20 protein-coding genes are annotated in these 17,997 nt (G+C 69.1%); 7 read left to right on the top strand and 13 right to left on the bottom strand.

Annotation, left to right across the window (positions count from 1 at the left end; genetic code table 11):
- Positions 1–243: 243 nt before the first annotated feature.
- Together SK803_RS36035 and SK803_RS36030 are read left to right on the top strand one after the other, a co-directional pair.
- Entirely contained in the window at positions 244–675 is a 432-nt protein-coding gene (locus SK803_RS36035; RefSeq protein WP_319970663.1) for a MarR family winged helix-turn-helix transcriptional regulator, read from the top strand.
- A gap of 7 nt (positions 676–682) precedes the next feature.
- Complete coding sequence (locus tag SK803_RS36030) at positions 683–1,027, top strand: MmcQ/YjbR family DNA-binding protein (protein ID WP_319970662.1); 345 nt, start codon at positions 683–685, stop codon at positions 1,025–1,027.
- Here SK803_RS36030 and SK803_RS36025 read toward each other — a convergent pair.
- The gene (locus tag SK803_RS36025) at positions 1,024–1,407 is read right to left on the bottom strand and encodes a VOC family protein (RefSeq protein ID WP_319970661.1); all 384 of its coding nucleotides are present in this window, start codon (positions 1,405–1,407) and stop codon (positions 1,024–1,026) included. The two genes, SK803_RS36030 and SK803_RS36025, sit on opposite strands and share 4 nt — an antisense overlap.
- A gap of 56 nt (positions 1,408–1,463) precedes the next feature.
- On the opposite strand from SK803_RS36025, the gene SK803_RS36020 reads away from it, so the two are divergent.
- Complete coding sequence (locus tag SK803_RS36020; protein WP_319970660.1) at positions 1,464–1,856, top strand: VOC family protein; 393 nt, start codon at positions 1,464–1,466, stop codon at positions 1,854–1,856.
- Here SK803_RS36020 and SK803_RS36015 read toward each other — a convergent pair.
- The 3 genes from SK803_RS36015 to SK803_RS36005 are packed head-to-tail and all read right to left on the bottom strand — an operon-like array spanning position 1,853 to position 5,629.
- Positions 1,853–2,779: an ABC transporter permease gene (locus SK803_RS36015; protein WP_319970659.1), complete on the bottom strand. Its 927-nt coding sequence runs from the start codon at positions 2,777–2,779 to the stop codon at positions 1,853–1,855. The two genes, SK803_RS36020 and SK803_RS36015, sit on opposite strands and share 4 nt — an antisense overlap.
- Positions 2,776–2,964, bottom strand: a complete 189-nt coding sequence (locus tag SK803_RS36010; protein WP_319970658.1) for a hypothetical protein — start codon at positions 2,962–2,964, stop codon at positions 2,776–2,778. Before SK803_RS36010 ends, SK803_RS36015 begins: the two co-directional genes overlap by 4 nt.
- Positions 2,957–5,629, bottom strand: coding sequence for an alpha/beta fold hydrolase (locus tag SK803_RS36005; RefSeq protein ID WP_406601632.1), 2,673 nt, complete (start codon positions 5,627–5,629; stop codon positions 2,957–2,959). The genes SK803_RS36010 and SK803_RS36005 overlap by 8 nt, the downstream gene beginning before the upstream one ends.
- A gap of 529 nt (positions 5,630–6,158) precedes the next feature.
- On the opposite strand from SK803_RS36005, the gene SK803_RS36000 reads away from it, so the two are divergent.
- The gene (locus tag SK803_RS36000; protein ID WP_319970656.1) at positions 6,159–7,157 is read left to right on the top strand and encodes a TerC family protein; all 999 of its coding nucleotides are present in this window, start codon (positions 6,159–6,161) and stop codon (positions 7,155–7,157) included.
- Here the strand turns inward: SK803_RS36000 and SK803_RS35995 are convergent, their stop codons facing one another.
- Entirely contained in the window at positions 7,158–8,360 is a 1,203-nt protein-coding gene (locus tag SK803_RS35995; RefSeq protein WP_319970655.1) for a metal-dependent hydrolase family protein, read from the bottom strand.
- Between the two features lie 89 nt (positions 8,361–8,449).
- Here SK803_RS35995 and SK803_RS35990 point away from each other — a divergent pair, with 89 nt between their 5' ends.
- Positions 8,450–10,312, top strand: a complete 1,863-nt coding sequence (locus SK803_RS35990; RefSeq protein WP_319970654.1) for a S9 family peptidase — start codon at positions 8,450–8,452, stop codon at positions 10,310–10,312.
- Between the two features lie 45 nt (positions 10,313–10,357).
- On the opposite strand, the gene SK803_RS35985 is transcribed toward SK803_RS35990, so the two are convergent.
- From SK803_RS35985 to SK803_RS35965, 5 genes are all read right to left on the bottom strand, one after another.
- The gene (locus tag SK803_RS35985; RefSeq protein WP_319970653.1) at positions 10,358–10,822 is read right to left on the bottom strand and encodes a hypothetical protein; all 465 of its coding nucleotides are present in this window, start codon (positions 10,820–10,822) and stop codon (positions 10,358–10,360) included.
- A gap of 118 nt (positions 10,823–10,940) precedes the next feature.
- Positions 10,941–12,305, bottom strand: coding sequence for an NAD(P)/FAD-dependent oxidoreductase (locus SK803_RS35980; RefSeq protein ID WP_319970652.1), 1,365 nt, complete (start codon positions 12,303–12,305; stop codon positions 10,941–10,943).
- An 84-nt stretch (positions 12,306–12,389) separates the two neighbouring features.
- Complete coding sequence (locus SK803_RS35975; RefSeq protein ID WP_319970651.1) at positions 12,390–12,767, bottom strand: hypothetical protein; 378 nt, start codon at positions 12,765–12,767, stop codon at positions 12,390–12,392.
- Positions 12,768–12,771: 4 nt separating this feature from the next.
- Positions 12,772–13,428 (bottom strand): RES family NAD+ phosphorylase, encoded by a 657-nt coding sequence (locus SK803_RS35970; RefSeq protein ID WP_030466547.1) that lies wholly within the window; start codon positions 13,426–13,428, stop codon positions 12,772–12,774.
- 28 nt (positions 13,429–13,456) lie between these two features.
- Positions 13,457–14,041 (bottom strand): DNA-binding protein, encoded by a 585-nt coding sequence (locus SK803_RS35965; protein WP_319970650.1) that lies wholly within the window; start codon positions 14,039–14,041, stop codon positions 13,457–13,459.
- Between the two features lie 156 nt (positions 14,042–14,197).
- Between SK803_RS35965 and SK803_RS35960 the strand changes: the two genes are divergently transcribed.
- Positions 14,198–15,367 (top strand): glycosyltransferase 87 family protein, encoded by a 1,170-nt coding sequence (locus tag SK803_RS35960; RefSeq protein ID WP_319970649.1) that lies wholly within the window; start codon positions 14,198–14,200, stop codon positions 15,365–15,367.
- Here SK803_RS35960 and SK803_RS35955 read toward each other — a convergent pair.
- On the bottom strand, positions 15,309–15,854 hold the full coding sequence (locus tag SK803_RS35955; protein WP_319970648.1) for an HdeD family acid-resistance protein: 546 nt from the start codon (positions 15,852–15,854) through the stop codon (positions 15,309–15,311). The two genes, SK803_RS35960 and SK803_RS35955, sit on opposite strands and share 59 nt — an antisense overlap.
- A 54-nt stretch (positions 15,855–15,908) precedes the next feature.
- Between SK803_RS35955 and SK803_RS35950 the strand changes: the two genes are divergently transcribed.
- A complete protein-coding gene (locus SK803_RS35950; RefSeq protein ID WP_319970647.1) occupies positions 15,909–16,433 on the top strand; it encodes a hypothetical protein in 525 nt (174 codons plus the stop codon).
- Here SK803_RS35950 and SK803_RS35945 read toward each other — a convergent pair.
- Both SK803_RS35945 and SK803_RS35940 read right to left on the bottom strand, forming a co-directional pair.
- The gene (locus SK803_RS35945) at positions 16,430–17,359 is read right to left on the bottom strand and encodes a hypothetical protein (protein WP_319970646.1); all 930 of its coding nucleotides are present in this window, start codon (positions 17,357–17,359) and stop codon (positions 16,430–16,432) included. The two genes, SK803_RS35950 and SK803_RS35945, sit on opposite strands and share 4 nt — an antisense overlap.
- A 191-nt stretch (positions 17,360–17,550) precedes the next feature.
- A complete protein-coding gene (locus SK803_RS35940; protein WP_319970645.1) occupies positions 17,551–17,994 on the bottom strand; it encodes a hypothetical protein in 444 nt (147 codons plus the stop codon).
- Positions 17,995–17,997: the final 3 nt, after the last annotated feature.

The raw sequence follows: 17,997 nt of genomic DNA, 5'->3' as shown, positions 1-17,997 counted from the left end.
CTTGACATCCCTCCCTGCTCGCAGCAAGAGCTGAGGAGCGCTAGACGGGGGAGCCCACCACCACTACCTGTGTGCTCGGCTTCGCCTTCGCTTGGGCGCTCGCCTTCGGCATCGCGGGCTCGCCATTGGCTTCGGTGTCCACTGTGGATGTGTTGAGAGCGTTTCGAAACCCAGAAATCGCCCTCTGGGGTGAGATGTCGGCTGACAGCTTTCGTCACGGCGCAATGCGGCCATGATCTCACGGTGAACGTGGACTCCCACCTCGCCGCGGTGGAGCAGGCTCTGATCGCTATGCGGCGCAGTCAGTCACGTCGGGCGCTTGCTGAGTTGGCCGTACCGGCGTTTGACGTGCTCGATGTTGTTGAGACGGCTGAGCGGACCGGCACGCAGGCGACGGTGTCCAGTGTGGCTTTGGCCTTGCACGTGGATCAGCCTCGTGCCAGCAAACTTGTCACCAGCGCTGTTGATTCTGGGCTGGTGTCGCGGGTTGCGGACAAGGCTGATGGGCGGCGGGTGTTGCTCGTGCGGACGCCGCGGGGGCGGGCTACGTCGGCTGAGCTGCATCGGGCTCGGCAGGCTGCTTGTGCTGCCGCCATGGCGGACTGGAGTGAGGAGGAGCGGGTGGCGTTCGCGCGGCTGCTCACTCGTTTCGTTGCGGTCTTCGGCGCGCGATAATCCTGTTGTGACACTGGATGAGCTGATCGCTTACTGCGCTGGGAAGCCTGGCGCGGAAGAGACGTATCCGTGGGGCGAGGCCGAGTTGGTGTGCAAGGTGGGCGGCAAGGCCTTTGCGTTCATCGGGCTGGACGTGCACACCGTTGGGCTCAAGTGTGGTGTTGATGCCGAGGCTGCCGCGCCGTGGCGAGAGCGCTTTCCGGAGGACGTCACGGTCAGCGGGTATGTCGGGCGTTATGGCTGGAACACCGTTGCGCTCAAGGGGTCGGTGCCCGACGACGACCTGTTGGAGCTGGTTGACGGCTCCTACGAGGCCGTCGTCGCGCGGTTGCCCAAGCGGAAGCGGCCTTAGCCGCGTTCGTCGGGCTGCAGGATGCCGAAGATGTTGCCTTCGGTGTCCTTGTAGTAGGCGAGCAGGCCCACGCCGGGCATCTTGTCCTTGGGTAGCGCCACCGTGCCGCCGTTGACCTCGATGGCGGCGATCGTCGCGTCGATGTCGATCACGCTGATCGTCATGACGTAGCCGTGCACGGGTGCGTCGGGGGCGGGGGCCGGGCCTCGGCGGGGGAGCAGGCCGCCGTTGACGCCTGGTTGGTCGTCGTCGCCGGTGGCGATGGTCCAGTAGGGGATGTCGCCCCACTGTTCGATCTTCCAGCCGAAGACGGAGGAGTAGAAGTTCCGCGCTCGCTCGGGATCTGCGGCGTGGATCTCGAAGTGCACAGGACGTGACATGAGACGGCAGGCTACTCCGGACAGTGGTTGTCCGCATTGGGTTCTACGGTGGCGCCATGGCTACCGAATTCCAGGTTTCGTTCGACGCGAGCAACCCGCCGAAGCTGGCCGATTTCTGGGCGCAGGCGCTTGGTTACGTGCACCAGCCGCCGCCTCCCGGGTTCGCCACCTGGGAGGAGTTCGCGATCAAGAACAACATCCCGTTCGACTCGGCTGACGACTACGCGGCACTGATCGACCCGGACGGCAAGGGGCCGCGGTTCCTCTTCCAGCGCGTGCCGGAGGGCAAGACCGCCAAGAACCGCATGCACCTCGACATCCGCACGGGGCTCGACGCAGTGGACCGCCTGGTCGGGTTGGGCGCCACGCGGGTGCGTGAGCACAACGACCAGACGGGCCACTGGGTCGTCATGCTCGACCCGGAAGGCAACGAGTTCTGCGTGAGCTAGCTCGTGATGTCCTTCGTCTTGAACTGACGTGCCGCGAGCAACGTGAAGATGCCGCCGTAGACGAGTGCGGAGAACGTTCCGCGGGTCATCTCCGACCAGTCGATGTCGGTCGAGAGCAGGTCGGCCCACGCCATCGCGTAGTGCGTCGGCAGGTAGTTGCGCAGGTCCCCGAGCGGCTCGATCTGGTCGAGGATCTGCGACACGATCGAGACGAGCACCGTGCCGCCGACCGCGCCGAGCGGTGCGTCGGTGGACACGGACAGGAACATCGCGAGACCCGCTACCCAGAACAGGTTGATCGAGATGTAGACGACCGCGAGCGCCATGCCGAGCACGCCGTCGCCGAACGGGGCGGCCTCGCCGGTCGGGCTGACCACCTCGCCCGCGCCGTACCAGGCGACGCCGACGCCCAGTGCCACCGCGGGGAGCAGGGCCAGGGCGAAGACGCTGAGCAGGCCGCTGCTGATGGCTTTCTGGCGCAGCAGGCGGTGCCTCGGGATCGGTGCGGCGAGCAGGTACTTGAGGCTCGACCACGACGCTTCGGACGCGATCGTGTCGCCGAAGAACAGCGCCACGATCATCGGCAGCAGGAAGCTGCTGCTCACGAACAGCGTGAGCACCACGAAGTTGATGCCGCTGGCGGTCGCGAGGTCCACGAAACCGCCGGAGCGGCGGTTCGGGTCGGACTGCCCGATCTCGAAGCTCAGCGCGAGGATGAACGGCAGCAGCACCAGGAAGCCCAGCACGAGCTGGGTCCGGCGGCGGCGGATCTGCCGTTGCAGCTCCACGTGGATGCGGAGCGTGCGGCGCGCCTTGTAACCGACCGACGAGCCGTCCGGCGCCACCTCGGTGTGCTGCTGGGCGGCCGCGTCGGTGAGGTCGTTGAGCGCGCCGGGATCGGTGTGGACGCCGTTCTCGTTCATCGGTCCACCTCCTGCCGGGTCGGTGCCTTCGTGCGGTTCGGGTTCGCGGTCCGCACGGGCGCGAACGCGGGCGTCGCCGCGATCTCGTCCGTCACGTCGAGGCCGGCCTCGGCCAGCACCTCGACGGCGGCGGGGTTCGGGGCGTCCGCCGTGGCGGACGCCGCTGCCATCAGGAAGTCATTCACCGACCAGCTCCAAGAACGCGTCTTCCAGCCTGCGTCGCGGGCCCGCCTGATCCACTGCCACGCCGGCCGCCACGAGAGCGGTCAGTGCGGCGGAGCGCGGGACGCCGTTCATCGACGCGTGCACGGCGTCCTCGTCCTCGTGCACGTCGTGCACGCCTTCGAGGCCCCGCAGGACATCGGCTGCCTTCGAGGGGGAGTCGACGCGGAACGTCGCCTCGCCGCCTCCCGCCGCGATGTCGGCCACCTCGCCGGCCGCGACGAGCTGGCCCTTGTGCATCACGACCACGTGCGAACAGGTCTGCTCCACCTCGGCCAGCAGGTGCGACGAGACGACGACCGTGCGGCCCGCCGCGGCGTAGCGGCGCAGGACCTCGCGCATCTGGTGGATCTGGGGCGGGTCGAGCCCGTTGGCGGGCTCGTCCAGGATCAGCAGGTCCGGGAGGCCGAGCATCGCCTGGGCGATCGCCAGCCGCTGGCGCATGCCCTGGCTGTACGTGCGCACGCGGCGGTGCACCGCCTTGCCGAGGCCAGCGATCTCCAGCGCCTCCTCGACGTGCGCCTCCTGCACCGGCCGGCCCGTCGCTGCCCAGTACAGGCGCAGGTTCGCGGCGCCGGAGAGGTGCGGCAGGAAGCCGGAGCCCTCGACGAACGAACCGATGCGCGACAACACCGGAGCGCCCGGCGTGACCTTGTGGCCGAAGACCCGGATGTGGCCTTCTGACGGGTGAATCAGGCCCATCACCATGCGCAGCGTCGTGGTCTTGCCGGCGCCGTTGGGGCCGAGCAGACCGAGGACCATGCCGTGCTCCACGCGGAACGACAGGTCCTTCACCGCGGTCACGCCGCCGGGGTAGGCCTTCGTGAGGTTCGAGATCACCAGCGGCACACCGGCGAGGCCGGGGTCCGAGTCCTGCGCCATGCGGCGGCGGAACATCGCGATGATGCCCGCGCCGATCAGCACCAGCAGCGCGATCACGATTCCCCACAGGGCTCCCGTCGGGAAGCCCTCGGAGACGTTGCGGCCGGGCACGACGGGCACCGAGATCTCGTCTGAGGCCAGCGAGATGCGGTACGCGGCGGGCTGCTCGGCGTTCGCGAACGCCTGGTCCGTCGTCGACACCACGAGAGCCAGCTTGTGCTCGCTCTCGATCGGGCGGACGGTGCCGGGCAGCGTGACGGTCACCTCGGCGGCGGAACCGTCCGGCGGCAGCGCCACCCGCAACGGTGCGACGATCGAGCCGGGGAGCGTGCGGGTGCCGTCCGCGGCGACGTCGTAGAGCTTCGCGAACAGGATCGCCTCGCCGGAGGTCTGGTCACCGCGCGCCACGCGCAGCTTGACCGTCGACGACCCGGTCAGCAGGACCTGCGAGTCCAGGGCGTCCGAGGTGAACACGGCGGCCTGGCCCGGCATGTCGAGCGACAGCCGGGACGAGATCGCCGACGACCGCGAGAGCGCCGAACCCAGGCCCGGCAGGTTGCTGATCGACGCCGGGTTGCCGCCCGCCGGGTTCACCACGACCTGCTCACGTCCGCTGAGCTTCAGCGTCTTGCGCTCGGTGGAGGAACCCTGGGCGAGACCGGGGTACGACGGCGCGACGACCGTGCGCAACGACGGCTGGCCGGAGGAGCGGAACGCGCCCTGCACCGTGTACTCGAAGCCGGTGCCGGGGTCGGTGCCCTTGCCGCGCAGGTGGAAGTCCATCCAGTCGGCGATCTCGCCGCGCAGCGCGGTGCCGGGGTTGCCGCCGTCGTGGCCGCCCGCGTACCAGACCATCTTCACCTCGCCGCCCGCCGCGGCGATCTGGCGCGCGGTGGCGTCGGACTGGTCGAGACCGAACAGGGTGTCCTGCTCGCCCTGCACCAGCATCGTCGGCTGCTTGATCTGGTCGGTCACCGCGACGGGGGACGACTTGCGCAGCAGTTCGAGCGTCTGCTGCGAGGCGCTGCCGGTCGTGGCGACCTCGGTGTAGGCCGTGCACACCTCGGGCGTGAAGCGGCCGCACGCGCCCAGCGACGGCGTGGGCGGCTGGAGACCCTGCGCGCCCGAGTTGCCGGTCGGCTGCTGCGGCACGGTGGCCTGCTGGTTCGACGACTCGCGCTGGCCCTGCTCGGGCGCCTCACCCGTGGGCGACGAGAGGTCGATCGACGTCATGCCCGCGGAGAAGAAGATGCCCGCCCACGAACGCTTGAAGACGCCGTCCTCGCCGAACGCGGTGGCGGACGGCGTGGCGTCCGCACGCGGTGTCGCCAGCGCCGAGTTCGGCAGCAGCGACTGAGCGAGGTCGTTGTAGGTGATGACCGGCACGAGGGTGTCGACTCGCTTGTCGACGCCCGCGAGCAGCAGTGACAACGCACCGCCGTACGACGCGCCTGTCACGCCCACGCGGGGGTCGCCGCCGCTGTCCTTCTGCACCTCGTCACGTGTGCCGAGGAAGTCGACGAGCTTCTGGGCGTCGCGGACCTCGCGGTCGAGGGAGTTCAGCGCGATCTGCCCGGTGCTGCGGCCGAAACCGCGCGCGGACCAGGTCAGCACGACGAAACCGCGCCGGGCGAACTCCTCGGCCTGGGCGTGCACGCTGCGGAGACTGCCGCCGAAGCCGTGCGCGAGCATGATCGCGGGCGCGGGCGTCTGCTGGGGGAGGTAGAGGCGTGTCTCGATCGTCACCGTCTGAGCGCTGTCAGGGCTCTCAGGTGCGTCGATGTTCGCTTCTTTGAAGGAAACGGCTACGGGGTCGTCTCCGGATCGAGTGAAGTACACGCCACCTGCGACGAGGGCGAGGACCACGATCAATGCGGGGATCGTCCACCTGCCGCGAAGGCGGGATAGGCGGGACACGTCGCTGACGATATGCGAGTTTTGCTGAGAACGACCTGTCGGGATCCGGCGCCGCTCTCAGCATGAGTGGATCTTCAGCAGGGCTTCAGGTAGCCGGCAGGTTCCGTTCCGAACGACACGCTGCGTATTCCCGTTCCACCTGGTTGCGTGGGTCTGCTCACCCTGTGTGGCGCTAACCGCACTTCGTGGAGCACAATATTGACGCTGCATGGAGGGGAGTACTCCCTAAGCGGCGGTGTCGTCAATACGGAGCTCGGCGTGGAGCTCCCGGTGCCGTCGGTCGTTCGAGAGTGATCTCGGCGGCGGAGGAGACCTCCGGGTTTATTTGGCCTGCGCTAAGAATCCCGGAGGTTGGGTTGTGAACGTCCCCGCATGGATGTGGATCGCGACGATCGGTGGTCTGCTCGTTCTGCTGGCTGTGGACCTCGTCATCGTCGATCGAAAACCCCATGAGGTGACGATCGGTGAAGCCGCCCGCTGGGTGATCTTCTACGTGGCGATGGCCGCCGTCTTCGGCCTCGGGATCTGGTACTTCTCCGGTGGTCAGTACGCCACCGAGTTCTTCGCCGGGTACATCACCGAGTACTCGCTGAGCGTCGACAACCTGTTCATCTTCTTGATCATCATGACGACGTTCAAGGTGCCCTCGATCCACCAGCACAAGGTGCTGCTGATCGGCATCCTGCTCGCGCTCGTCATGCGCGGCATCTTCATCGCGGCCGGCGCGGCGCTCATCAGCCAGTTCAGCTGGGTGTTCTTCATCTTCGGCGGGTTCCTCATCTACACCGGCTGGCAGCTGGCGCGGGAGAACCACGACGAGGAAGAGGAGTACAAGGAGAACCTGATGCTGCGCATGGTGCGCAAGGTTTTCCCGGTGACCAACGACTTCCACGACGCCAAGTCGTTCATCAAGATCGACGGCAAGCGCTACGTGACCCCGATGTTCATCGTGATGGTCGCGATCGGCTCCACCGACCTGCTCTTCGCGCTCGACTCGATCCCCGCGATCTTCGGCCTCACCAAGGAGCCGTTCCTGGTGTTCACGGCCAACGCGTTCGCGCTGATGGGCCTGCGCCAGCTGTACTTCCTGCTCGGTGGCCTGCTCGCGAAGCTGGTCTACCTCTCGATCGGCCTGTCGGTGATCCTCGGCTTCATCGGCGTGAAGCTGATCCTGGAGGCGTTGCACACCAACAACCTGCCGTTCCTCAACGGCGGCGAACCGTTCCACGTGCCGACGATCGGCATCGAGGTCTCGCTGTCGGTGATCATCGGCGTGCTGGCGATCACGACGATCGCCAGCCTCCTCAAGGTGAAGCGCGACCCGGAGGCCGCGAAGCACGTCGGCGCCAACCACTAGCTACAACACGGAGACGCCGTTCTGGTAGACGGCGCGGATGGCCTGCTTCAGCGTTCCGGCCTTCACGTGCTGCTCGGCGTCACCCTCCACGAGAACGAGATCGGCGAGCTTGCCAGGGGCGAGCTCGCCGAGTTCGTTTCCGAGGCGCATCAGCTCGGCGGCGGACGTGGTGGTCGCGTAGATCGCCTCGGCGGGCGACATGCCGTACTCGACCATCAGCGAGAGCTCGTTCAGGTTGTCGCCGTGCGGGCCGACGCCGGAGTCCGTGCCCATCGCGATCTTCACGCCCGCCTGGTGTGCCTTCTGGAACGCCTGGAAGTGTTGCGCCACAACGGCGTTCGCCTTGTCGAGGATGACGTCCGAGATCGCCATGCCGGCCGCGGCCTGGTCGAGCACCATGCGTGGCGCCATCAGCGTCGGCACGAGCCAGGTGCCGTTCTTGATCATCTCTTCGACGCCTTCGTCGGTGAGGAACACACCGTGCTCGATGGAGCGCACGCCGTTGCGCACGGCCGTGAGGATGCCGTCGCCGCTCATCGCGTGAGACATGACCGCGATGCCAGCGGCGTTCGCCTCCTGCACGATCATCGCGATCTCCTCGTCGCGGAAGTGCGCGTGCCGGGGGTTGCTGCGCGGTGACATCACGCCGCCGCTGGAAGCGATCTTGATGATGTCGGCGCCGTGCCGGACGAGCGTGCGGATGACCTTGCGCAGTTCCTCGGGACCGTCGGCCACGGTGTCGGGCAGGCCGGGGTGCAGCGGCGGCGAGACGTGTGCGCCGCACTGCATCCAGTCGTCGTTGTGGCCGCCGGTCTGCGACACCATGTTGACCGCGATCTGCATGCGCGGCCCCTGGATCAGCCCGCGCCGCACGGCTTCCGCGACACCGAGGTCGGCGCCGAGCGCGTCGCGGACGGTGGTGATGCCGCACTCGAGCGTCGCCTTCATGTTCCCGATCGCCTCGTAGAACGGCAGCGAGAACGGCGTGTTCAGCGACCGCACCAGGTCGGCGCCGCTGAACATGAAATGCACGTGGCAGTCGAACAGCCCCGGCAGGACGGTGTGGCCGGTCGCGTCGACCACGGTGTCGCCGTCGAGTCCGGTGCCCACGTCGACGATGCGGTCGCCCTCGACCACCACGTCGCCGGGCTCCGCCGCCCGGCCGGTGAAGACCCTGCCCCCAGAGAACACGATGCGCGTCATACGCGGAAATCTAAGGGCCGAGTCAATTTCTGTGATCCGTCAACAAACAGTTATGAGCGTTGCTAACAAGCTCTGTTAGCGTCCAGGTCGTGCGCCCCGAAGACCTGCAGCTGCTCACCACGCCCGGCACCGTCGCCGTGTCCGGAGACCTGGTGCTGGTCAGCATCACGACGCCCGACCTCGACAAGAACACCTACCGGGGCGGTCTGCACCGGGTGTTCCCCGATGGCACGACAACGCCGTGGACACACGGTGATCGAGACAATGCGCAGCGCATTTCTCCGGATGGTCGCCTGGTCGCGTTCCTGCGCGTTTCCGGTAAGTCCAAACCGCAGCTCTACGTCGTTCCCGTGGACGGCGGCGAGCCCCGCCGGCTGACCGATCTGCCGCTGGGCGCCGGTGCCCCGGTGTGGTCGCCGGACTCGTCCCGCCTGGCGTTCGTGGCCCGTGTCCCCGAAGCCGGCCGCTACGGCACGACCGACGACGGCCCCGAGTCCGAGGCGCCGCGCCGCATCACGCGCCTGGACTACCGCGTCGACGACGTCGGCTTCCTCGCCGACCGCCGCACGCGCCTGCACGTCGTCGACCTGGACGGTTCGGTCTCCGAGGTGACCGACGGTTCGTTCGACGTCTCCGACCCGGCCTGGATCGACGACTCGACGCTGGTGTTCGTGGCGCAGCGCGATCTCGGCGTCGTCGAGACCCTGCACTCCGACCTGTACACCGTGCCTGCTGCCGGTGGTGACGTGTCGCTGCTCGTGCGCGGTGCCGGTGAGGTCTCGATGCCGTTCGTGGCCGGGTCCTCGCTGTACTGGCTGGGCACCGAGTTCACCGGGATCGACGTGGTGGCGCGCAACCACGGCCTGTGGCGGTGGTCGCTGGACGGGTCCTCGGATCCGGTTCGGCTCACCGATGTCGAAACCGTTGACGTGGAACGGCTTTCGGGTCAGCCCGTGGCCGATGCCTCGGGTGTTCTGCTCGTCGTGCGCAACCGCGGTGCGCTGGAACTCCAGCGGATTCCGTTCGACGGTGGGCCCGGTGAGGTCCTCGCCGGATCCTCGGCCGCGGTTCGCTCGTTCGCTTCGGACGGGTCCACTGTGGTCGCTGTCGTGTCCACTCCGGACAGCCCCGGTCAGGTCGAGTTCGTCGGAACCGGTGTGCGCACGTCGTTCTCGTCGGTGCCGGCCTGCCGAGTCGTCGAACTTTCCGGTTCGGCCTCCGACGGCTACCCGGTGCACGGCTGGCTGGTGCTGCCGGAGGGCGACGGCCCGCACCCGGTCGTCATGGCCGTGCACGGCGGTCCGTTCATGTACCACAGCTGGGGTTTCTTCGACGAGGCCCAGGTCTACGCCACCGCCGGATACGCCGTCGTGCTGCCGAACCCGCGCGGCTCGGCGGGCTACGGCCAGGCCCACGGCCAAGCGGTGATCGGCAAGTTCGGCACCGTGGACGTGGACGACGTGCTGTCCCTTTTGGACGTGGCGCTGGCACGGCCTGACTGCGATCCCGAGCGCGTCGGCGTGATGGGCGGCTCCTACGGCGGCTTCATGACGTCCTGGCTGTCCGCGCACCACGGCGAACGCTTCAAGGCCGCCTGGAGCGAGCGCGCCGTGAACGCCTGGGACTCGTTCTCCGGCTCGTCCGACATCGGCTACTTCTTCACCGACGCCTACTGCGGCACCGACCCGGAGGCTCAGCGCGTGATGTCGCCGCTGACCTACGTCGAGAAGATCAACCTGCCGTTCGCCGTCGTCCACTCCGAACAGGACTGGCGCTGTCCGCTCGAACAGGCCCAGCGCATGTTCGTGGCGCTGAAGCGGCGCGGGGTCGAGGCGGAGATGCTGATCTTCCCGGGCGAAGGCCACGAGCTGACCAGGTCGGGGCAGCCGCGGCACCGCAGGCAGCGCTTTGACGCGGTGCTGGAGTGGTGGGGCCGCTACCTCAAGGCCTGACGCGGGCGGGCTGCTCCGGCGGGGATCGCCGGAGCAGCCTCCCGGTCAGCTGATCTGGACGCAGGTGGCCCTGTTCTGCCAGTTCACGCCGCCGAGCCGCAGGTCCTCGCTCCGGTCGATCCACGTGGAGCGCAGGCCGCCGCCGGGGCAGTCGGCCGCGTCGAAGAGCCTGACGTCGCACTGGTGGGCGGTCGTCACGGAGCCCGCACGGTTGTCCCAGCCCCAGGCGGCGAGGTTGAACTGCCCGTTGATGTCGCTGGTGGACGCCGAGCAGTTGCCGTACTTCCAGAACGTGATGCAGGCACCAGAGCGTCCGGTGCCGTCGAAAAGGGTGAACGCGTCCACCGTGTTCGCCACCTTGCCGACGTTGGTGCACGCCACGGCCTGGGCGGCCGGAGCCGCCTGCGCGCCCGTCGTCCCCGTGATCAGCGCACCGACGGTGAACGCCAGCGCGACGGTCGGCCCGGCCGCCCTGCGCACCGACCGCGCCCCCTGCTCCTTCGTGATCATCCCCGGATCCCCTCTCCTCGTGGCCGCGGCTTCACCGCCTCGGCTGGGAGTGATCGTGGGAGGCCGATCGTGCAGAACCCTTGCACGATTCCTGCAATGACCAGGTCGGGTCGCTGCCTCAAGACCTGACGAGCTCGTCGGTGACGGTCCGGAGCAGCTGCTCTCGCGGCGGTCCACAGGGCGTGCGGGTGAGCTGCGGCCAGATCCGTTCGATGCGGTCGTGCAGGTCGCTGTCGGTGTCGAAGACGGAGACCGGGTCGAGCAACCCGACGCGGCCGACGGTCCGGCGCAGCACGTGGTCGTCGTGCGGTGCGGTGGCCAGCGCCGCCGCGAAGGCGAACAGCGGATAGCAACCGTCGCGGCGGCTGACGTCGACCGGCGTGCCGCTCCAGGCGAGCGTGCGCGCAGCGTCGGTCTCCAGCGCGAAGGTGTGGCGTTCGCGGGCTTCCGGCCCGACGTCGGCGAGATAGGCCTCGGTGAGGTCCTCCGGTGTCGTGTGCGCGGCACTGGCGCGACCCAGTGCCTGCGCGTGCACCAACGAGAAGGACAGCCCGTAGGCGAACGCGGGATCGGTGTGGCACAACGCGTCGCCGACGGGGACGAGCCCCGCGACACCGGACCCCGCGGTGCGGTCGATGTTGGCCAGGCCGCCCATCGGCATCACGTCGGTGATCGGCAGCGCGTGCTCCGGTGAGGTCATCACGTCCAGCGGGGTGATGGCTCTGGCCGCGGCCATCCACGCGCGGTCGTCCCGCAGCACCCGCAGGTCGTGGTCGGCGGTCGGCACCAGGAAGATCACCGCGAAGGTCCGGTTGTCCCCGCGGAACGTGTTGAACCCCATGTACCCGAGGTCGCCACGCGGGTTGAGCAGCCACGGTCCCGTGACGTGCTCGGCGCCGGGAACGAGCGCGAAGTAGCGGCAGTAGTAGATCGCGCCGCACTCGCTGGGCCGGGCCGCGGCGCGTGGCCAGCCCGGCGGGACGCGGTACCGGCCGAGCGCGTCGACCACCACGTCCGCGCAGATCTCCTGCCCGTCGTCGAGGTGGAACCCGCCCGCACCGGGCACGAAGCCGGTGATCTGCCTGCCCGCGACCAGCCGCACTCCGGGTTCGGCGGCAGCGGCGCGGCGCAGGGCCCATTCGACCATCGGGCGCCGCACCCAGAGGTAGACCAGGTCGTCGTCGCCAGGCACGCGGGGACCTGACAGCTTGGCGGACAGGTCCTGTTCCTCCGCGCCGGCGTCGAGCAGCGTGGCGATGACGTCCGGTGCGAGGTCGCGCAACACCCGGCGGCCCCGCGGCAGGAACGTGTGCGGCTGCTGGAAGTGCGGAATGCCCTTGCGAACGACGTCGAACGCACCGTCCGGCTCGTCCTGCGCCATCACGTGGTCGCGTTCCACCACGACCGCCGAATGCCCGGCACGCGCCACCGCCAGGCCGGCGGCCAGCCCGGCGACACCACCCCCGGCGATCGCGAACCGCATCCGTTCAGGCTAGGCGTGCGGCCGATCGGCCTACCAGGGTCATCGGGCCCCTGTCCGTCCCGAGTGGACCGGAGGTAGCGGCGGTCACCCTGGAGCGGTGCCGGCCCGGCTGAGATCCGGCGGAAGCTCGAAGGCCTGGAAGCGGGCCAGCAGTTCCTCGGCCCACACGGATTTCGGGTCGAACGGCACGAGGCGCTGACGGTGGCCCGGCTCCCGTACGCCCACCCAGTTGCACCGGTAGCAGAACTCGAGGTCGAACAAGAGCGAGTCGTCGGCCGCGTACGCCCAGATCGCGTAGCCGGGGTTGAAGCAGCGCATGCCTTCCCCGGCGGGGAAGGCCGCGACCAGTTCGAGCACCGCCGCCGCGGCCGAGCCTTCCCAGGTGCCCAGCAGGTCGCCGGCGATGTTCCACGCTTCGAGGCGGTGAGCCCTCGAGAAGCTGTCCGGCAAGTCGTCCCGCACGTCATCACCCCAGCAGCGTGTAGTTGAGCTCCTCGCACACCCGCGCCAGCGGCAGATCGAGCCCGGGGTGGTCCAGCGGCAGCAACACGTCCGGCGCCGCGGGCAGGCCGGAAGCCCCCGGCGGGTCCCAGAGGCAGATGGCAGGGTCGCCGGAGTCCATCGATGACCGGTACCAAAGCCCGTCCAGCTCCGGATAGGCCGCCCGGATCGCCCGCGACCAGGCCTGCGTCACCAGCTTCGGCCCCGTGGAGATCTCCTGCGACGCACCCACGCGCGTGGGCCACAGTCCGCCGAGGTCCAGCAGCCGCAACGTGCGGCGCGGACGCAGGACCACGAGGAACGGGCTGCGGGTGCGGCGGTCGACGATCGAGGTGGCCTGGAAGACCTCGGCGATCGACGTGCGCACGGACAGGCCGAAGTAGAGGACGCCGTTCTCGTGGTCCTGGACGGGGGAGCCGTCGTCGGCCGGTTGTTGCGCGTCGAAGCGGGCGTGGGGGAGCGGGCCCGTGTAGCGGAACGTGTTCCAGCGCTGGGGGTGGGAGCCCTTTGCCGTGAACACGCGGACCAGGCGGGTTGCCCGGTGCACCGCCACCACGTCCTCGGTGCGGCGCAGGTGTGCTTGCAGCACGGCAGGGGCAGGCGGCTGCGGAAGCCGTGACATTCGGGTCCTGTCGGGTGTTCGGGAGCGCTCAGGCGGGGGTGCCGAGCACGGAGGCCAGGGTGGCGACTCGGCGCGGGTCTCCTCCGGCGAGGAGCCAGTCGCGCGGGGTCGCGGGCTTGCCGTCCACTGGCAGGTCCTCCTGGAGGGTGGTCATGAACGCCGCTACCACCAGTGCCGGTTGGTCCGACGGGATTTCCGTCAGCACGGTCTCCAGGCCTGGCAGCACGCCGGTCCCCGCGAACTGCCACGCGGGCAGGCGCCAGCTGCCGCGGTCCTTCCAGCCCACCAGCCTGCCCACGCCCAGGCGGTGCCGGATGCGGCTGGTGTCGACCTGGAGCTGGCGCGCGGCCTCGGCGACGGTCAGCGCCGAGTCGCGCAGCACGGCGTGAGCCACGACCGTGCGGGTGCGGGGCTTGGCGTCGGCAGGGCCGGCCGGGGACAGGTCGAGGCCCACGTCGGTGAGCGCTGCCTGCTGGTCCGGGGTGAAGTACGTGGCCGGTTCCGGGTGTGGTGGAGCGAGCCTTCGCGCCGCGTCGGTCACGAGGGCGAGGAACTCGTCGGGGCTCACCTGCAGGCCGGCCTTGGCCAGCACCGTCTCCAGTGCGGGACTCATGCGCACAGAATAACCCGCGCGTGCGCATCTGTGCGCCCTACGAACGGCTTAAGCAGGAACGTTCCACGGTGCGCGCTCACGCGACGACGCTACGTGAGTTTTGCCGGTCCAGACCGGTGACGTGGGCCTCATGTGGCACATCGATACCATTCCCCGATGCACCTGGACCGCACCGCCAAGCGGGTCGTGGTGGCGTGGGCCGCCGTCATGGTCGCCACGCTCACCTACGTCATGATCCGCCCGCCGGGGTGGTCGCTCGACCTGCGCGTCTACCGCAACGGCGGCGATGCGCTGCTGCAGGGCCTGCCGCTGTACGTCGAGGGTTTCGCGAAGCCGCTCGGTGGTCCTGACCTGCCGTTCACCTACCCGCCGATCGCGGCGGCGCTGTTCAGCCTGCTGGCGCTCGTGCCGCTGGTCGTCGCCATCTTCGTGGTGGCCGCGGCGAACCTCGCGATGCTCACGGTGTTGTGCCTGATCGCGGCGCAACGGGTGCTCGGCTGGGGTCCCGAGGCGGTGAAGTGGGGTCTGGGCGCCGCGGCGGTGTCGTCGATCTTCGACCCGCTGCGCGAGACGCTCTGGTTCGGTCAGATCAACCTGCTGCTGGCCGTGCTCGTGATGGCCGACTGCCTGCTGGAACGCACCCGCTGGTGGCCGCGCGGCGCGCTGATCGGGCTGGCCGCCGCCATCAAGCTGACGCCGGCGTTCTTCGCGTTGTACTTCGTCGCGCGACGGCAGTGGAAGCCCGTGTTCGTGTCCATCGGGTCGTTCTTCTTCTTCGGTCTGGTGGGGTTTCTCATCACGTTCGGCGACGCGAAGGAGTACTGGACGCACGCGCTGCTCGACCCGAGCCGGGTCGGACGCCTGACCTACGCGTCGAACCAGGCGATTCGCGGCACGTTGGCGCGCTTCGGTTTGGAGAACACCGCCCAGGTCGCCGTGTGGGTCGTGCTGGCGCTTCTGGTCGTGGCGACGGTGTGGTGGTTGGCGTCGCGTCTGGGCGAAGTCGAAGCCTTCTTCGTGGTCGCGATCGGTGGTCTGCTGATCTCGCCGGTGTCATGGGGACACCACTGGGTGTGGATCGCGCCCGCGCTCGTGTTGCTGTCGCGCCCCGCGTTGCGCCGCCACTGGGCGCCGTGGGTGATCGTGGCGGTGTTCGCGATCGGGCCGCACTGGCTGTTCCCGCGCGACAACGACGTCGAGCGCAACTGGGCGTGGTGGCAGCAGGTGATCGGCAACCTCTACGTGTTCGCCGGGGTCGCCGTGCTGGTCACGCTCGCGGTGCAGGTGGTGCGAGACCGGCGTCGAGCCGCTTCAAGCGCAGGCTGAACAGCACCAGCACCACGCCCCACAGGATCGCGAACGCGCCGATCGTGATCACGAACGCCAGCGCGCCCGCCGTCGGGTTCACGATCAGGATGATGCCGAGCAGCACCGTCAGCGCGCCGGTGATGACGTAGAACCACTCGTTCGTCATCACCTTGCGCAGGCGGATGGCGTCGACGATCTGCAGCACGCCGGTGACCAGGGCCCACGCCGCGATCAACAGCAGCAGCGCGGTCGCCGTGATGCCCGGCCAGAACAACGCGATCAAGCCCGTGACCAGGCCCAATACGCCGATGAGGCCGAGCGCCCACCGGGCGGGCCACTCCTTGTGGGTCAGCGTGAGGTACAGCATCATCGCGCCGTCGATGAACGCGTAGGCACCCCACAGGATGATCAGGGCGAGCAGCGTGAGGCCGGGCCAGATCAGAGCGGCCAGGCCGAACAGGACAGCGAACACTCCGCGCACCGTGAAGAGCCACCAGCGTTGCATGGTCTCAGATCGTCTCGGCTGTCGGCGGGGTCGGCAACCTGAGACCCTCGTTCGGTGCTGATCCGAGTGGCTGACTGGGAACGGATCCGTTCCGGCGAGGTCACGCTGCAGTTCCGGCGGTGGAAGCGGCCGACGGTGCGTGCCGGCGGGACGTTGCGCACGTCGTTGGGCGTGCTGGCGATCGACGCGGTGGACGTCGTGTCGCGGGTGACGAGGGCAGAGGCGGTGGCGGCCGGGTTTCCGACGGTGGCCGCACTGATGTCCTCAGTGGACAGACGTGAGGGCTCGCTTTACCGGATCCGGCTGCGTTTCGCGGGCGAGGACCCGCGGATCGAGCTGCGTTCGTCGTCCGATGTGGACGGACTGGAGCTGACGGAACCGGCCGTGGCGCTGCTGCGGCTGATCGCGGCGAACCCCGGTGTGCGGGCCGCGGATCTGGCCGCCTCGGTGGGCCGCGAGAAGCTGCCGTTCAAGGCGGACGTCCGCAAGCTCAAGGCGAAAGGGCTCACCGAGTCGCTCGAGGTGGGGTATCGCCTCTCCCCGCGGGGAGAGGCGTACCTGCGAACAATTGCTGACTAACCCTGGCCCGTGATGAGCGACACCGCGAGATCCTGCGTCTGCTCGGTGACCTCACCGACCTGGAAGTCGTGCGCCACCACGTGCGCCACCAGTTCGGGCTCCGGCGGGAGGCCGTACTTGCGCAGGTAGTGCGGCACGGCGCCGGCCCAGATCCAGGTGCCGTCGGTGCGGAAGTTGAGCGGCACGTCCTGCTCGCCGTTCTGCGAGAACTCGTCGAGGTCGTAGCTGCGCGCGGCGAGCACGACCGGCGCGGACTCGAGGTAGTTGAGCAGGCCGTCCATCAGCTGCGGGTCGACGGGCTGGCGGTTGACGATGATGCGGCCGTCGTCGCTCTTGCCGTCGTACACGCGCGCGGTCCGCAGCTCGTTCGAGCCGGCGAACTGGTCCGGCTGGTCCGGCGCGGTCAGCGGCGAAACCTGGTACTCCTGCTGAGGATTCGCCGGTGGTGCCAGTACCGGTGCCGGGTCGGGCTCGAGCGGGGGCAGCGGCGGCAGGCCGACGCGCTGGCGCCACCAGTCCGGGATCTGCCGGTCCGGGCGCGGGAACGTCTGCAGCTCGTCGCGGAAACCGATGGGCGGTGGCGCGTTGCGCCAGCGCGGCTCGTCCTCGGCGTTGAAGTCGACGGTGAACGCCGCGGGCGCCTCGATCTCGTACGTGGCGCTCAGCCAGGTGCCGCGGTCGGGGTGGTACATGCCCCCGCGCAGGTGGCCGAACATCTGCACCACGTCCATCGGCGGCCGCACCGGGCGCAGCTGCCCGTCCGGTCCCGCGAACGCCAGATCGACCTCGATGTGCCGTCCGGCCGCGCGGTACTCGGCCCGGATGCGCTGCCAGCCCTGCGGTACGGCCGGCAGCATGGCACGGCCGATCTGCCTCACCAACTGCTGCTGGTCCTGCTCGCTCAGCGGTGTAGCCGGCTGGCTCATGTGGTCCTCGCCCCTCTTTTCCCCGTGCAAACCGCAGTGATCTTATCGGGCGGCCGCGGCTCGCGCGGGCCGGTCACGGACCTCGGGTCGTCAACACCACTCCGAGTGGGTGTGAAGCTCTGAGGCTGGGCCGATCGGGGCGCTGGAGGAGTCAGAGCTGCTTCTCGCCGACGTCGGAGACCGCGGACGGGTCACGAGGCCCCTTGGGCCAGCCCCTCGCGGTACCAGTCGGGCTGGTGGGACTCGACGCGGGGGAACCGTTCCTGCTCCACCGCGTACTGGTCGGGGCCGGGTTCGCTGGTGAACTCCGGCTTGCGGTCCCAGTTGAACTTGATCGCGAACTTGTCCGGCTTCTCGAGCTTGTACTGGGCGCCGAACCAGGTGCCCTCGCCCTCGGCGTACATGCCGCGGCGGAGATCCTGGAAGCGGTGCCACGTCTCGAGCGGCGGGTCCCAGTCGCGCATGACGCCGTCGGACCGGGTGAGCCCGACGCGGCCGTTGCTGTAGCTGCCGACGACCCGGTACTCGATCACCAGCCGCTGCCAGTCCTCCGGCAGGACTTCGAGCAGCATCACCGTCAGGCGGTCGAGCACTTCCTTCTGTCCGGCGGGGTCGAGCTTGGGCCAGCCTGTCATCGC

The organism is Lentzea miocenica, assembly GCF_033949945.1.
GTDB classification, from domain to species: Bacteria; Actinomycetota; Actinomycetes; order Mycobacteriales; family Pseudonocardiaceae; genus Lentzea; species Lentzea miocenica.
This window is presented reverse-complemented; position numbering and strand designations above follow the sequence as displayed.

Coding starts and splice junctions, on each gene's coding strand:
- SK803_RS36025 (WP_319970661.1), bottom strand. CDS start 1,407: ATGTCACGTCCTGTGCACTTCGAGATCCACGCCGCAGATCCCGAGCGA.
- SK803_RS36020 (WP_319970660.1), top strand. CDS start 1,464: ATGGCTACCGAATTCCAGGTTTCGTTCGACGCGAGCAACCCGCCGAAG.
- SK803_RS36015 (WP_319970659.1), bottom strand. CDS start 2,779: ATGAACGAGAACGGCGTCCACACCGATCCCGGCGCGCTCAACGACCTC.
- SK803_RS35995 (WP_319970655.1), bottom strand. CDS start 8,360: ATGACGCGCATCGTGTTCTCTGGGGGCAGGGTCTTCACCGGCCGGGCG.
- SK803_RS35985 (WP_319970653.1), bottom strand. CDS start 10,822: ATGATCACGAAGGAGCAGGGGGCGCGGTCGGTGCGCAGGGCGGCCGGG.
- SK803_RS35980 (WP_319970652.1), bottom strand. CDS start 12,305: ATGCGGTTCGCGATCGCCGGGGGTGGTGTCGCCGGGCTGGCCGCCGGC.
- SK803_RS35970 (WP_030466547.1), bottom strand. CDS start 13,428: ATGTCACGGCTTCCGCAGCCGCCTGCCCCTGCCGTGCTGCAAGCACAC.
- SK803_RS35965 (WP_319970650.1), bottom strand. CDS start 14,041: ATGAGTCCCGCACTGGAGACGGTGCTGGCCAAGGCCGGCCTGCAGGTG.
- SK803_RS35960 (WP_319970649.1), top strand. CDS start 14,198: ATGCACCTGGACCGCACCGCCAAGCGGGTCGTGGTGGCGTGGGCCGCC.
- SK803_RS35955 (WP_319970648.1), bottom strand. CDS start 15,854: ATGCAACGCTGGTGGCTCTTCACGGTGCGCGGAGTGTTCGCTGTCCTG.
- SK803_RS35945 (WP_319970646.1), bottom strand. CDS start 17,359: ATGAGCCAGCCGGCTACACCGCTGAGCGAGCAGGACCAGCAGCAGTTG.
- SK803_RS35940 (WP_319970645.1), bottom strand. CDS start 17,994: ATGACAGGCTGGCCCAAGCTCGACCCCGCCGGACAGAAGGAAGTGCTC.